Source organism: Microcoleus sp. B7-D4, assembly GCF_036705125.1.
Classification (GTDB): Bacteria; Cyanobacteriota; Cyanobacteriia; order Cyanobacteriales; family Microcoleaceae; genus Microcoleus.
Genome location: NZ_JAUBTT010000149.1, coordinates 1 through 13,045, shown reverse-complemented (window position 1 = coordinate 13,045; position 13,045 = coordinate 1). Strand labels below are relative to the sequence as shown.

13 protein-coding genes are annotated in these 13,045 nt (G+C 44.7%); 2 read left to right on the top strand and 11 right to left on the bottom strand.

Annotated features, from left to right (window positions below; translation table 11 throughout):
• Window positions 1-55 precede the first annotated feature (55 nt).
• The 5 genes from QUB12_RS34655 to QUB12_RS34635 form a co-directional block, all read right to left on the bottom strand.
• Complete coding sequence (locus tag QUB12_RS34655) at window positions 56-427, bottom strand: mechanosensitive ion channel family protein (protein ID WP_333310694.1); 372 nt, start codon at window positions 425-427, stop codon at window positions 56-58.
• A gap of 170 nt (window positions 428-597) precedes the next feature.
• The gene (locus QUB12_RS34650) at window positions 598-1,719 is read right to left on the bottom strand and encodes an EcsC family protein (protein ID WP_333310692.1); all 1,122 of its coding nucleotides are present in this window, start codon (window positions 1,717-1,719) and stop codon (window positions 598-600) included.
• A 105-nt stretch (window positions 1,720-1,824) separates the two neighbouring features.
• Window positions 1,825-2,283 (bottom strand): hypothetical protein, encoded by a 459-nt coding sequence (locus QUB12_RS34645; RefSeq protein ID WP_333144357.1) that lies wholly within the window; start codon window positions 2,281-2,283, stop codon window positions 1,825-1,827.
• Window positions 2,284-2,418: 135 nt separating this feature from the next.
• On the bottom strand, window positions 2,419-3,690 hold the full coding sequence (gene iscB, locus QUB12_RS34640) for an RNA-guided endonuclease IscB (protein WP_333310690.1): 1,272 nt from the start codon (window positions 3,688-3,690) through the stop codon (window positions 2,419-2,421).
• Window positions 3,691-3,944: 254 nt separating this feature from the next.
• Complete coding sequence (locus QUB12_RS34635; protein WP_333144359.1) at window positions 3,945-4,556, bottom strand: hypothetical protein; 612 nt, start codon at window positions 4,554-4,556, stop codon at window positions 3,945-3,947.
• A gap of 490 nt (window positions 4,557-5,046) precedes the next feature.
• On the opposite strand from QUB12_RS34635, the gene QUB12_RS34630 reads away from it, so the two are divergent.
• Window positions 5,047-5,970, top strand: a complete 924-nt coding sequence (locus tag QUB12_RS34630) for a DUF2382 domain-containing protein (RefSeq protein ID WP_333144360.1) — start codon at window positions 5,047-5,049, stop codon at window positions 5,968-5,970.
• Window positions 5,971-6,020: 50 nt separating this feature from the next.
• Window positions 6,021-6,986, top strand: a complete 966-nt coding sequence (locus QUB12_RS34625; RefSeq protein WP_333144361.1) for an S-layer homology domain-containing protein — start codon at window positions 6,021-6,023, stop codon at window positions 6,984-6,986.
• Between the two features lie 23 nt (window positions 6,987-7,009).
• On the opposite strand, the gene QUB12_RS34620 is transcribed toward QUB12_RS34625, so the two are convergent.
• The 6 genes from QUB12_RS34620 to QUB12_RS34595 all read right to left on the bottom strand — a co-directional run bounded on the left by QUB12_RS34620 (window position 7,010) and on the right by QUB12_RS34595 (window position 12,919).
• On the bottom strand, window positions 7,010-8,641 hold the full coding sequence (locus QUB12_RS34620) for an alpha-amylase family protein (protein WP_333310688.1): 1,632 nt from the start codon (window positions 8,639-8,641) through the stop codon (window positions 7,010-7,012).
• 432 nt (window positions 8,642-9,073) lie between these two features.
• Window positions 9,074-9,640: a DUF3611 family protein gene (locus tag QUB12_RS34615; RefSeq protein ID WP_333144363.1), complete on the bottom strand. Its 567-nt coding sequence runs from the start codon at window positions 9,638-9,640 to the stop codon at window positions 9,074-9,076.
• A gap of 184 nt (window positions 9,641-9,824) precedes the next feature.
• A complete protein-coding gene (locus QUB12_RS34610; RefSeq protein ID WP_333144364.1) occupies window positions 9,825-10,664 on the bottom strand; it encodes a hypothetical protein in 840 nt (279 codons plus the stop codon).
• A gap of 81 nt (window positions 10,665-10,745) precedes the next feature.
• The gene (locus tag QUB12_RS34605) at window positions 10,746-10,958 is read right to left on the bottom strand and encodes a hypothetical protein (RefSeq protein ID WP_333144365.1); all 213 of its coding nucleotides are present in this window, start codon (window positions 10,956-10,958) and stop codon (window positions 10,746-10,748) included.
• A gap of 52 nt (window positions 10,959-11,010) precedes the next feature.
• Window positions 11,011-12,051, bottom strand: a complete 1,041-nt coding sequence (locus QUB12_RS34600) for a hypothetical protein (RefSeq protein WP_333310686.1) — start codon at window positions 12,049-12,051, stop codon at window positions 11,011-11,013.
• Window positions 12,052-12,292: 241 nt separating this feature from the next.
• Window positions 12,293-12,919 carry a hypothetical protein gene (locus QUB12_RS34595; protein WP_333300274.1) on the bottom strand — a complete coding sequence of 209 codons (627 nt, stop codon included), beginning with the start codon at window positions 12,917-12,919 and terminating at the stop codon, window positions 12,293-12,295.
• Between the last annotated feature and the right edge of the window lie 126 nt (window positions 12,920-13,045).

The window sequence follows — 13,045 nt, the reverse complement described above, 5'->3', positions numbered from 1 at the left end:
TAATAATTAAATGGGGTCGCAAAATCAAAAATAAGGGTAATGATTGTATCACAGTTTAAATGTGCAACAGCTTACCAGCTAGGAAGTTTTGTAAGATATCGCGAAAGGCAAAACCAATCGCTACCCCGCTAATTCCCAGCAGTTGCACCAAATCGCCTGCTTTAAATGTGGGAATTATAATCGACAAGGCAATAAACAGACCAACCAGAACAGTAATACCCTGCGCTAACCTTCCCAACACCAGTCCCAAATTCCGGGATTGGCGGTGGTTGCGGGTAAGCCGCCTGACCGCTCTCTTAATTGATCGGCCAACAAAGAAAAAGATTGCAAAAACAATTAACGCTAGTATCATATTAGGCAGCATGACAATGAAGCCATTGATCATGCTCTCAATCTTGTCCCAGACTCCCGATATTTCTGCTGTCATACAACTTCCTCTTGCATCAGTCGTTCTTGATAGTATTAAAATTAGCCATGTCAAACTCTATCTTAAGGCTGTAGATTACTGTAACGTGAGGCTAATTTAGGACTTACACAGCCACAGTAAATATTGGGGATGGTTCGTTACGCAGAAAGCTAACGCACCAACAAATTTTTTCAAGTGGATATCGAAGCCACATCTTGACCGTTGAGTTTTTGTGCGATCGCATCCAGCACCCTCTGTTCTGCTTCGGAAACCTCTCCCTTACTTTCGGCAATGCGACGGCATTGAGCTAATAGCGGTACTGCAAAGTCGGGGTTAAGTTGCTCTAACAATGCACCCAATGGTTTGGGGGACTTGATGTTAGCAGCAATCCTTTTGAGAGAATCGGCATTTAATTGCAATGCCTTCAATTCCGGCAGAATATCTTCCCAGTTTTTGTTGGGATAACTTGCCAAAATCATGTGAACCATAATTTGATCCATGCCTGCTTGCTGGGCGATCGCAACATCGAGATATTTCTCGCTTTGTTGCTGAATCGCTTGCAGCGTTTCGGTGCCAGGTTCTTCAGTCTCTTCCCTCACTTTGGCTTCGTAAAACTGGCGCGCCGCATATCCCAGCGCGTACAGCATCGTAGCATTCGTACTCGCACCAATCATCGCGCCAGCCAGCGGTACGTTGCGTAAAAAGCCCAAACCAGCTCTCATTGCGTTGCTACCGCCTAGCGCTAACCCAAAAATTGCCAAAACCTCGCCTTTTCGGGCTGGATTTTGCAAATCCATCCCATAAGCGGCGGCAATTTCATAAACCATTTCGGTTTGAATCGCAGTAGTCGCGGCTAAATCGATCGCCAGCAGTGCAGCCGCGACACCGGGTAAAATGCTGCTAGCAAATCCGACACCACCGGCGTGGATCGCTTTTTCCACCATAATGCGATGAGCAATTTCGCTGGGTTCTTCATTGGGATACTTTTGTTGGAGTTCCTTGACTTGAGCTTCGGCTTTGGCTAAGTCGATGCGATCGCTGAGTCCAACTAACCAATCAAGCCTGAGTACCCCTGCTGCTTGTTTAACCAAGGGAAGATTGCCAACATAAGTTACCGCCTCTCCGGTTCCTTGCGTCGCTTGTCCAATCCATCGATAAGTTTGTTTAGCAGCAGCTTCCCCCCAATTAATTGCTGTGTCAACAACCGCTTTGCCTGTATTCAGTGCAGATTCTGTTGTCTCGGCAATGAAATTTAACAAACCAGGTTTTTGCTGCGAATTAGTTTCTTTTTTTGGCTTTGATTGGTGATCCATCACTGTTTTTTCAATTAACTACAATACGCCAGGTTTTCAGTTTGGAAGTAGCCTCTCAGAGGCACTGTAATCGGCATCCAACCATCCGTTCTTAAACTTTCAATCTCACTCTTCGTCCATTCGCGACGACTCCAACGCTTTCCCATCAGTGGAAGGTACTTGATGTACGTTAATTCCTTTTTGGGCTGCAACTTGGCTGCTGTTAGTAGGAGGCGGGGCGGTGGCGACTTCACACGCTCCGAGAAAACCACCATATACGCAGCCTTGTATCGGGGCTGTAATTGCTATCCAGCGATTCTCACCAAGACTTTGAATCGTCACATTTCCTGCGGAATCAATGATGCCAATCGCTTCGCTGTTAGCCGTCGGTTGTCGCCGAACATTAAGACCATTCCTCGCAATAACCGGGCGACAGTTTTCTGAAGCTTGCGCTAGTAGATATTCACCTTGAATCTGTGTTTGATTTGTATCAGCGGCGAACGAGGGAGCAACTAAAACTGTTGCCGTTAACAAGTTCGATCTTGTTAACGTTGTATATTTTTGCCAGCTCCTCTGCTGTTGCATCGCTTTATCTTCTTTTAAATCTCTATGCCCAAACCTTATAAAAGGTTTTTAGCTCGTTCATCTGTCTTCCCCCTTGGAGACCCCCACGCTCACCTGTACTCAGGGAGCGTGGTGGGAGTCCAAGGGGGGCAAGGTTTATGCTGCATACGAATAACCATCCTTTCTGTGAATAATTGAACAATATTTGTGGCTAACCCCTGACACCAATTCTGATGCGGCAATATTAAATGAACCACTCGTTCTAACGGCAACACGCCCAACATATTTACCAACTTTCTTGCCAGAAGTAACGATTGCTTTGACAATATCTCCAGTTTGAAAACCTTTAACAAACTTAAGCCGGGGAACATAGCGACATGGAAATCCAAACTTATCGGTACGACACATTTGGCGCGTCCCATGCCCAGTAGCTTTAATTAACAACGGTTTGCTTGTTAAAATTTCCAACGATTCAACTTTCCCTACACAAGCTGCATCTAGCCAGTGAGTTTTAGCTAAGTTTAATCGAGTGCGATTGAACTTTGTTAAGCCACCACTGCCAGTAGAAACAGGCAAACCAATCATGCTAAGCCGATTAAATAATGCCCAACGAGTTGAATTGACTGCTGTCGCATCTTTTAAAGAACGCTTTGATTGAGACAAAACCCGTTTTAAAACCTCTGGCTTTTTAGACAGGAATTGCTCTATATATTGAGTTCCTTTCTTGATATTGCACTTTTCACAAGCAAGGCAAAGATTAGAAATGCGATTAGAACCACCCTTAGCTTTGGGATGAATATGTTCGACTTGTAATGGTGTATTTGTAATACCACAGTAAGCACACTTTCTCTCCCACTTGTTGAGCAAATATTCCCGAACCTCGTAGCCACACAAAACGCCTTGTTGGTACTCAATTCCAGAAATTTCCGGGTTTTCTAATTGTTGTAAGTCAAACCGCACCAGTTCTTGAACAATAGAAACAATGGGGGCAACTTTCATCAATTTAGTCACCCATGTTATAGTTGTTTCAACGCGATGTTGCAAACTTGGGGCTAGCCAACCTTTAAGGCGAGTTCTATTTAGGAATCTAGCTGGACGATAACGAGTATGGCGATTTCTCCGGACTCTACGTAATGAACGACGAGATTCAAGGCTGGCTTTAATAGCTTGACCTCGGTGAGTCAGTTCTGCGCCAAAGATTACTTTTTCTCCTTGCAGTAATGCGAACCCAGTGGTTTGAGAGCCAGGGTCTATTTTGAGAGTGATTGGTTTTTGGGTTGCTGTTACCTCTACCTTGAGAATTAGTGTGAATGGATACCTTTTAAAAACAGCAGCTTTGCCATTAGTTAGCAATTTACGGGCCATTCCTGGGTGGATTGGATTGAGCGGTCGTTTTTGGGTATCTAGTACAAAAACAAAGTTAGACATTTTAAGTCCTCCCTTTCGGGGTAATGTTAGCTTCGTCAATGTTTAAGGTCGGTAACTATCTTAAAAGCACTGGCTTAACCCTTACACCTGTTTAACTTTTAAGTTCTAGAGCAGAGAACTAGCAACGCATTCTCTGGTAGGTCTTTAACACTTGCCTTAAACGTAGTGATTTAACACCTAGACTGGTCAACTTGGCAATTTCTGTGCCCCCACTATATCGGTACTCCGATTAGTGGTGGGTGGTTGACCGCTAATCAAGCATAAACGCGAGGTTTGCGAGCGCCAACAGCACCACCCACCATTGCCGCTGCCAAACTCAGCAAAGAGCCAAGTAGAAATGACCAAGTAGCTTTAGCTGTATTACCAGCTATATCGCGAACTTGATTTGGGCCTACATTCTGCGCTTGATTCGGTATATTAACGCCGCCCTGTTGTTGTACTTGATTGGCAATTTCTCCAGCATTAGCAGCCGCAGCGCCAACAGCACCCGATATCCCGCTTCCTAATAACCAAGCACTAAGTGCTAATGTAGCTCCCCAAAGAATTGCTGCATTCAAAAATGCTGTTTTCTTGGTCATCGGGCCGCAGCTTTGAGCCATCACCCAACCGCCCAAAAATAGGGAAATTAGCAAACTGATAATCGACCAAATTACGACCCCAATACCAACGGAACCTGCATCCGCGCCTGTTGCACCTGCGGTTAATCCGATCGCCATTCCCAAAGCGCTTAAAAGTAGTTGAGTACCCAGAGCGATCGCAATTCCTGCCAAAATTGGCCCCCACCTCACTTGGTCGTGGTAATCCACCAGCGGATTGACGATTGTAGGCTCAGTGAGTTCACTGCCCGATCGATCTGGATAAGTCATAAAAGATTAACCCCTGCGTTACGTCATTTTTTTTCTTGAAGGTAATTTAATTTTACTTAATCATCATTACCAGAATATCTACCGATGGGCATAATATTTTTAAGTTAAAAATTCTAAATATCAAAAGTAGTAACTTCGCTCATAAAATGGAAATTTCCTTTAAAAAAAAACCAGCAGCTCGTTTATAGATGCCCTTAACTTTGTAGGATATCCCCTAGTTAAGGTGATCATAAAACCTAATAAATCCTTGTGAGAGTTGCTGGCAGAAACGTTGTAGGTTGGCTCCACCCAACCTACGAATCATTAGATAAATTTACCCCTTTGAGTACAGGAAATCTAAATTCATCTACCTAAAGATAGAAAAATATAAAAAAATATCGCTATCTTGATGATTTTCACTTTGCTGAATCATTCATAAGAAGGAAGTATTAGAACTGATATCTATCTAAAGTAGGTACACAAGTGGATGTAGATAGTACAGGAAACAACAATGTTACTTTACAAAATTGAGGATTTTAATCCCAACTACCGCCAAGCAGCTTTTGATGACGACGATATCAAAGGGGCGGAGGTGTATGCCGGAAATACCGATGATAAAATTGGCACGATCGATACTGTGCTAGTAGATGAGACAGGACGTTTCCGCTATTTTGTGGTAGAGACTGGTTCTTGGATTTTTGGCAAAAAAGTTTTACTTCCCATTGCTCTTTGTCGGATTGATTTTAAGGGGAGGCGCGTTTACGCTACAGGTTTGCAGAGTAAAGACCAAGTAGAAAAACTACCCAGGTATGAGCATGGGACGGCAGTTGATTACGATTATGAAGAACAAGTGCGGGGTATTTATCGTACTTCAACAGTAGAAGCGTCTGTACCAGTAGAAGCATCATTACCTTTAGAAGGGCCTGTTCCAGTTTCGAGAACGTATTCTGTCTCGCCTCAAGCTCGTAAAGCTGCTTATGACCGGGATACCTATACTTACGAGCGAGAACCCGAATTGTATCAGATGAACGAACAGGATCATCAAAAACTCAAACTGTACGAAGAACGATTAGTTGCAGATAAAACCCGTCGCAAAACAGGCGAGGTAATAATTGGCAAACAAGTTGAAACCAAAACGGTACAACTGGAAGTTCCTGTAGAAAAAGAGCGAGTTGTGATTGAGCACACAACTCCTGAATATGCAGGGAGTCGAGTAACTCCAGATACCGCCTTCAAGCAAGAAGAAATGGCACATTTTGAAATCTACGAAGAAACTGTCGATATCAAAAAGCAAGCGTTCGTGCGCGAGGAGGTGCAAGTCAGAAAAGAAGTTGAGCAAGATACGGTTGAGGCAACAGACACAGTACGTCGCGAAGAGTTAGATGTAAAAAAAACAGAATCGGATTCGGAGGGTAAAAAAAGTAATCCGCTTTAACTCAGCCAAAGAGTATCGTTAAAAATGCAAAAATCAGGAGGAAATTTATTATGTCTACTCGCAGGCATTTACCGTCAATCAGCGTAGCCTTTTTAGCTTTAGCCGTTAGTGTCAGTGGCACTGGTTTTGTGCTAAGTTCCCAGCAAGTTGCTGCTCAACAAGCTAAATCGAAATTTCCTGATGTACCGCCGAATTACTGGGCGCGTCCGTTTATTGATTCCTTAGCTGAAAAAGAGATTGTTACCGGATATGTAAACGGAACTTTTAGACCAAAACAGGTTGTGGATCGGGATGAATTTTCGGCGATGATCCACCAAGCTTTTAATCGAGCAAGCGTTAGAAAGATACCGAGTGGAAGTTACTTTAAGGATGTGCCTAAAAACTATTGGGCCGAAACTCCGATTCAAGAAGCTTATGAAACGGGATTTATGAATGATTTTCCTGGAAAGGAGTTTCGTCCCAAGCAGCCCTTGACTAAGGCACAAGCATTAGTTGTGTTAATGAGGGGTTTAAATATGGATTACAATCCCCCTGTTGTCAAAACTGATCCAGCGGCTGTAACTGCAGCCAAGCCAACTCCAGTAAATAAACGTCGAATTGCTAGGAACCGTTTGGCATTTCCCCTCGCAGCGACTGTTTTGATGCAGCCGTTATTACCTGTAGTGGCAAGGCTGCAGCCTGCGGCTGCGCCCGCACCTAAACCGGCTAAGGCTGTTCCACCAACAACGACAAAAGCTGCAACTGCGCCTACTAAAAATTCGGCATTAGATTTTCTCAATTCGTACTATAAAGATGCGGGGAAACTTCCTAAATATGCGGTTGAGCCAGTGGCAGCAGCGACAAAGGCAAAGATAGTGGTCAACTATCCAGATCCCACAGTTCTTAATCCGAACGAGTTGCTCAGTCGGGGTAGTGCTACTGCCCTAATTCATCAAGCTTTGGTCAATCAAGGTCAGATAGAACCGCTTCCAGACAAGAATACTGCTAAGTACATTCCTACGAGCCCACGTCGCTAGTTTTCCCATCAACTTTAACTTGTTTACGCCTGGATTCGATTGACTCGAAACCAGCGATAGCCGTAGGCTTCTAAGGGAATAGAGGGCGAGTCGGCATCGAGAGATTCATAGAGACGATCGCCAAATAAATCGAACAGATTGCTGTATTCGTTAGATTTGAGCGTAGCGGTACAAGGCTTGTCGGCTAGATTGTGGACAGCAATCACCGTCCTGCCTTTCCAGTCGCAGCAGTGGGCTAACACCGAGGGAGAGTCGGTTTCCAGAATTTGCCACTTGCCCCTACCCAACTCAGGACATTGCTTGCGGATGCTGATTGCACGTTCCATCCAGTTAATTAATGAGGCAGGATCGCGCTGCGCTGCGGTGACATTGACTTGTTTGTAACCATATTCTCCGTGGGCGATCGCAGGTCTGGCAAGGGCATCAGTTGCAGCCGTCGAGAAGCCACCATTCGCGGCATCTGACCATTGCATCACCGTCCGCACGCTGTCTCGACCTTCCAGCGAAAGGTCATCGCCCATGCCAATTTCTTCGCCATAGCGCAGCATGGGTGTACCAGGCAGGGTGAAAAGCAAGCTGTAGACCAGTTCAATCCGGCGGCGAGATCCTCCCATCATCGGTGGTAAGCGACGACGAATCCCACGCCCGAAAATTTGCATAGTTTTCTCAGGGGCAAACGCTGCAAAAATTTCCTCTCGTTCCGATGAAGTAATGCGGTCTAGCGTCAGTTCATCATGATGGCGCACAAAATTAAGCCACTGACAAATATCAGGAATATCCGGTAAGATTTTTAGTCCATCGCGCAATGCTGTGGATTCTTGACGCGCCAGTGCCAAAAACAGATGCTGGTTCAGCAAAAAGTTGAACAGGATGTGCATTCTGTCGCCCTTATCAAAGTAGATAGAAATTTGCTCGCGATCGACATTTGCTTCTGCCAGCAACACTGCATCACCCCGACGCGATGACACAAAATCTCTCATTTCTTCCAAGAAACCTCGCAGGCTTTCGGGGTCTGCACCTTCGATGCCAATTCCTTTAATTAAAAAGGGAACAGCATCAATGCGAAATCCAGACACGCCCAGTTCTAGCCAGAAACCCATAATTTTGCAGATTTCTTCTCGTACCGCCGGATTGGCAATATTCAAATCTGGCTGTTCTTTATAGAAGTGATGCAAATAGTAAGCGTTTGCTTGTTCGTCGTACTCCCAAATACTCTCCTCAGCATCGGGAAACACCAGCAATTCTGGATCTGTTTTGGGTGGATTTTCTGACCACACGTAGTAATTGCGATACTTGGAGTTTTTATCGCTTTTGGATGCCACAAACCAAGGATGCTGATGGGACGTATGATTTACTACTAGATCGATCAGCACGCGAATGCCTCGTTCCTTTGCTTGGTGCATGAACTCGACAAAATCTCCCAGGGTTCCCAGTCGCGGATCAATGTTGTAGTAATCCATCACGTCGTAACCATTGTCGCGGTTAGGGGAAGGATAAAACGGCAGCAACCACAAACAAGTAATTCCTAGCGCGGATAAATAGTCTAGGCGGTTGATAAGTCCTTGAAAGTCGCCGACACCATCGCCGTCCGAGTCCATGAAGGTTTCAACATCGAGGGAGTAGACAATTGCGTTTTTATACCAGAGGTCTTTCATTGCAGTAAATTTCCTAATAGAGAAACTGTGTAACATGGCTGTGTTAATAAACACGGCAACAGGGCTATTTAGCAAGCTGAATGCCACGGGTATAGCTCATCTTTCGGAATACGAACCTAAGTTTTGTTTGTCCCGATTCAAAATCTATCAATCTAAAAATAGATGAAATATCTCTCAATATAATAAATGAATTACGAAAAAAAAACGGTTGATTAGGCTAACTACCATTAGCAGGAGCGATCGCTACCAATTTCAGATTAGATGTTCATCCCAATAGCCACCTTGCTTAGCTTGTAGCTGCACTGTCTTCGCTCTCTTTCGCCAAGACAGTGCTTTCGCCACCAACCTTAGTTAAATCTAAATCGGTCAGGCCTTGTCAATCCTAACGACATAGGAGTGGTGTTTGCCTTTAGCGATCGCCAATGCTGCCAACTAATCTTCTACCCAATTGAGTAACCCAAGAGAAGTAACAGCTCCAAAAAAGTGAGCGCCAATCAAATTGACGTTTGCCATCGTCACAAAAATATCTAGGGAACGAATCACATTTTCTGGCGCATAAGCTGCCATCGCTTGGGGCTGACTAAGAGTTTTCGCTAGGACTACAGCAACTGTTTCTTCAGAAGCAACAAACGCGATTAATACCCCCACCAAACTAGAAACTAATCCAATCCGTAAGGTGTGAGTAATATGTTCTTTGCTGGGATATACCTGGGAATTTTCGGCGTGCAAAAGTCGGCCTAAAAGCCTATAGCGAAAATCCCAAAAAATTCTAAAGCACAGCAATAACAGACCAATTATTGCTAAAAATACCCCGAAACCAATACCTGCATTATTGGCTTGTTCGCTCATGTTGCGACCCAACATAGCAAATAATAAAACAATGCCGGAAACAGCACCCAAGAATAACTGTATCCAGAAGCTAAATCTGCTGAACAAGCGAAAAGTTGCGACGAATTCGCTTTGGGTCAGCGGTTGCGACAAGGATTCTGGTTGATTCATTATATACACCTTATTGCTGAATTTATCATCAAAAGAAACGAGGCAAGAAAAAGGTTCTGCTTGTGTTCATGGGGCAAGCGATCGCCTTGTGGTTAGCTATTAGACTTCTCCCGAAAACTTCGTTAAGGGCAGGCAGGATGCCTAACCCCTACTCCCCGCAGTAGTTATGACAGAGGCCTATTGGTTACTGAGGAATCGCGGAGGGATATACCCCTGTAGCAACTAGCACAGGTTTGTTGGTATACTCGGCTTCTAGCTTCTGCTTCAATGTCAAATCCCATTGCAGATCGTAGTCCCGCTCAAGTTCAGCGAGGACAAACGAACGCAACTCGCCGGTTACGGCAACCTTCTCACCTTCTTGCACGGTTGGTTTTGGAACTGTGTGTATCACTAACAAGTCTTGTCCGCCAATTAATTTGTCTTCATCCAAAGTGAACGAGTTTGGACTTCTGAGGCTTTCGACTTCACCGCTGACCGCCAGTGTCTTGCCGTAGTATTTTTGGGGGTTTGAGGTGAGTTCACCCGGTGTGGGGGCTAGCGCCATCGATTGTGCAACGATCGCAGGTTTACTTTCGTACTCGGCGTACAAGTTTGACTCTAAGCCTAATTTGTACTCGCGCTCAATATCTGCAAGGACAAAATTGCGAACTGTTCCCGTTACTTGAACTTCTTGACCTGATTCAGCCGGCAGCACAAAAGGCTTGCCGGTGGCATTGACAACCAAAATCGGTTCGCTGCCAAAAAAGTCCTTATCGCTAACTGTAAAGGTCGATGGCCCCAATTTCTTGACTGGTTCGCTTCTGACGGTCACAGTTTTGCCAATTAGTTGTGCTGTGTTATCAACCACATTCTCGGTTGTCGTGGGAATCGAACCGGTTGGTGCAGGTGCAGGTGCAGGTGCCGTTGCTTCCCGCTGTGGGGTAGTACAAGCCGGAAGCAGGATAGTTGCTAGTGCGAGTGCGATCGCTCCTCCCTTAGCATTCGAGAGCTTTTGAGTGTAATTGTTCAAACGATTATTAACCATTGAAAAACCTCCAAAATTTTTTCTGTTTATTTTGTTGATGAAGCTACAGAATTTGTGTTCAAAACCCGGTCTTTTTATAGCCTAATTCAAAAACACTTGACCGTCAGGTTGAATTCTTAAAACCCCTTGATTGCTATCAAAGTTACTCGTTTCATCTCTGGAAACTGCTACCATCCCTGTTTGAGAACTAGACATGGGTTTAACTTTCAGCAGCCCTCCATCTTCGCGCACCATTGTGACAGTCAAAGGCGTTGGTAGATTTTGCAGAACAATTTCTGCTTTACCTGCTAGCATTCGGGATTCAGTATGCCCGATTTTGGGCGGGCAAATAGTCGCGAGTCACCGCTCAATTTTGAAACAGTACCAATGTTTCTTCACTGGTGCGATCGCCTCTACTAGAACTGAGATTAACCTCGTATCGGGTTCCTGGTAGAGAAATGGTCGGCTTAAAAGCAAAACTGAATTTACCTTGTTCATCCGCCCGAATTGTGCGTTCGAGGATATTTCGTTCAACTCCAAACAAACCTGCCACAGAAGAGGTAGCCTGAACGTTGACATTAACTGTCGCATTTGGGGCGCTGCGTCCTTCCACTTCCACCGTCCCGCTGACGCGAGCATTTTCTTGGGGAGTGATAATTTCTAGCGGGATTTCGGCAGTGTTGGAACTGCCATCATCGCCAGCAATTAGCTCTCGATCTAAACGGGAACGAATAACTTGATTTCCCGACTGCAAACTAGCAGTAACCGCCGCACCTGCAGGGGGGAAATAATCTTGGCTGCGGATCGTATATTCCCCTGTGTAAACGCCGTTGGATTCTTCCCGCATGGGAATGTTATTAGCAACTCCTTCAATGGAGAAATTAGCTGTAGCGTTGGGAGTGCCGAGCAATTTGAAATTGAGCGTGGTTCCCGGAGCTAACTGCTGTACGGATTGAGCAGTGAAGCGGTTAATAGACAAAGATTGAAAGCCGCGATCGTTATAACCAGCAACTAGAGGTTGTTGCAAGCGGGTGCTACTGATGCGATCGCCTTGTTGCAAATTTGCCCGCACAACTGTATTTTCGGAAATTCGATCGCCCTCGCGAATCACGTAGCTTCCCTCGTAAACTCCCGGTTGAACCTCCCGCATCGGCAGATTTTGCACTGCATTGGGGATAGTCAAGGTAGCTCTCGAATACGGGGCTCCTCGCAGCACGAAAAAGAGTTCAGTTCCTGGCTCTAATCGCTGTACTGGATACGCGGTAAAACTGTCTATCTCCGAGCCGACTACTCTTCGTTGAGCTACTTGGATAGATGGTTTGGGACTAGCTTGAGCAATTTCCGGTAAATAAAGGGTTGAACCCAACAGAACCAGTCCAATTGCCGTTGAAAATGATTTTATTTTCATAAAATCCTCCTTAATCAAAACAACCAACCTCTTGCAGTAATAATGTGAAAATTTAAATTAATTATTAAAATTTTACTTTTGCTAAGGGTCGATTGTCTGTGTTCTAGGTTCTACATTCTTTCAAAATGTTGCTTATGTATCTATTTAACCTCAACTCTCCAAGGCTTGCCATCTGTCGGAGGCAATAAGAAAATATCTATCTGATGAAAGATGTTTGAAGAAAAAATGAGAAATTTGCGAGTTAAGTGCGATCGCTGGCACTATTGGCCATAGATGCTTGATTAGATGCTTGATTCCCAACTGCCGCACTGGGGCGCATCCATTCTTGCAACGTCCATAAGCTAGTTAGGGCAGCTATTGCAGCTCCCACACTATCCATAATCAAATCAACAATCGTATCATTCAGACTCTCAATCACTTCGGTTGAGAGAACAATACCAGCCGTCCATTCGGCAACTTCCCACAAAGCCCCAATCGCAATCCCAAAACTGGTTATTGTTAGCAAGTACAGCATTTTATGGTTACGAAAAATAGTCAGCATTGAACTGTATGCTAAAAAACTCAATGCTAAAGTCACGGCAAAAGTCGTGAAAGCATGAACAATTTCATCATAAGGTCCCGGTTGGTAAAACAGTCCGAAAACCCAGCCTCCGGCGTTGAGTAAGGCAGCAAGCACAAACAGGAAATCAAACAGCGTTGGCAAGCTATCTTCCATCACCACAAACGCCAGGGATGCTACTAAGAATAAGGCTAACCCCAAGGCATTTTGCCATTTTCCCTGACTCAGAGCAGCTATTACTGCTATTGTTAATAACGCCTGTCCTACCCAAGCTGCAACTCGATAGCCACGCCAGTTTGTAGTCATCATCACTCTCCTCCTATCTTAAGATCGCACATCCCCGACTTCTTAGAGAAATCAGGGTAAACGCATCTAAATTAATTTGACAAATACCTAAATTTGTGCACTACTAAATAACTAAAAAAACCTTCTAAA

Excerpts from the sequence above, each read along its gene's own strand:
- QUB12_RS34605 (WP_333144365.1), bottom strand. The coding sequence starts at position 10,958 with ATGCTAGCAGGTAAAGCAGAAATTGTTCTGCAAAATCTACCAACGCCT.
- iscB (WP_333310690.1), bottom strand. The coding sequence starts at position 3,690 with ATGTCTAACTTTGTTTTTGTACTAGATACCCAAAAACGACCGCTCAAT.
- QUB12_RS34610 (WP_333144364.1), bottom strand. The coding sequence starts at position 10,664 with ATGGTTAATAATCGTTTGAACAATTACACTCAAAAGCTCTCGAATGCT.
- QUB12_RS34645 (WP_333144357.1), bottom strand. The coding sequence starts at position 2,283 with ATGCAACAGCAGAGGAGCTGGCAAAAATATACAACGTTAACAAGATCG.
- QUB12_RS34620 (WP_333310688.1), bottom strand. The coding sequence starts at position 8,641 with ATGAAAGACCTCTGGTATAAAAACGCAATTGTCTACTCCCTCGATGTT.
- QUB12_RS34650 (WP_333310692.1), bottom strand. The coding sequence starts at position 1,719 with ATGGATCACCAATCAAAGCCAAAAAAAGAAACTAATTCGCAGCAAAAA.
- QUB12_RS34600 (WP_333310686.1), bottom strand. The coding sequence starts at position 12,051 with ATGAAAATAAAATCATTTTCAACGGCAATTGGACTGGTTCTGTTGGGT.
- QUB12_RS34655 (WP_333310694.1), bottom strand. The coding sequence starts at position 427 with ATGACAGCAGAAATATCGGGAGTCTGGGACAAGATTGAGAGCATGATC.
- QUB12_RS34630 (WP_333144360.1), top strand. The coding sequence starts at position 5,047 with ATGTTACTTTACAAAATTGAGGATTTTAATCCCAACTACCGCCAAGCA.
- QUB12_RS34595 (WP_333300274.1), bottom strand. The coding sequence starts at position 12,919 with ATGATGACTACAAACTGGCGTGGCTATCGAGTTGCAGCTTGGGTAGGA.
- QUB12_RS34625 (WP_333144361.1), top strand. The coding sequence starts at position 6,021 with ATGTCTACTCGCAGGCATTTACCGTCAATCAGCGTAGCCTTTTTAGCT.
- QUB12_RS34615 (WP_333144363.1), bottom strand. The coding sequence starts at position 9,640 with ATGAATCAACCAGAATCCTTGTCGCAACCGCTGACCCAAAGCGAATTC.
- QUB12_RS34635 (WP_333144359.1), bottom strand. The coding sequence starts at position 4,556 with ATGACTTATCCAGATCGATCGGGCAGTGAACTCACTGAGCCTACAATC.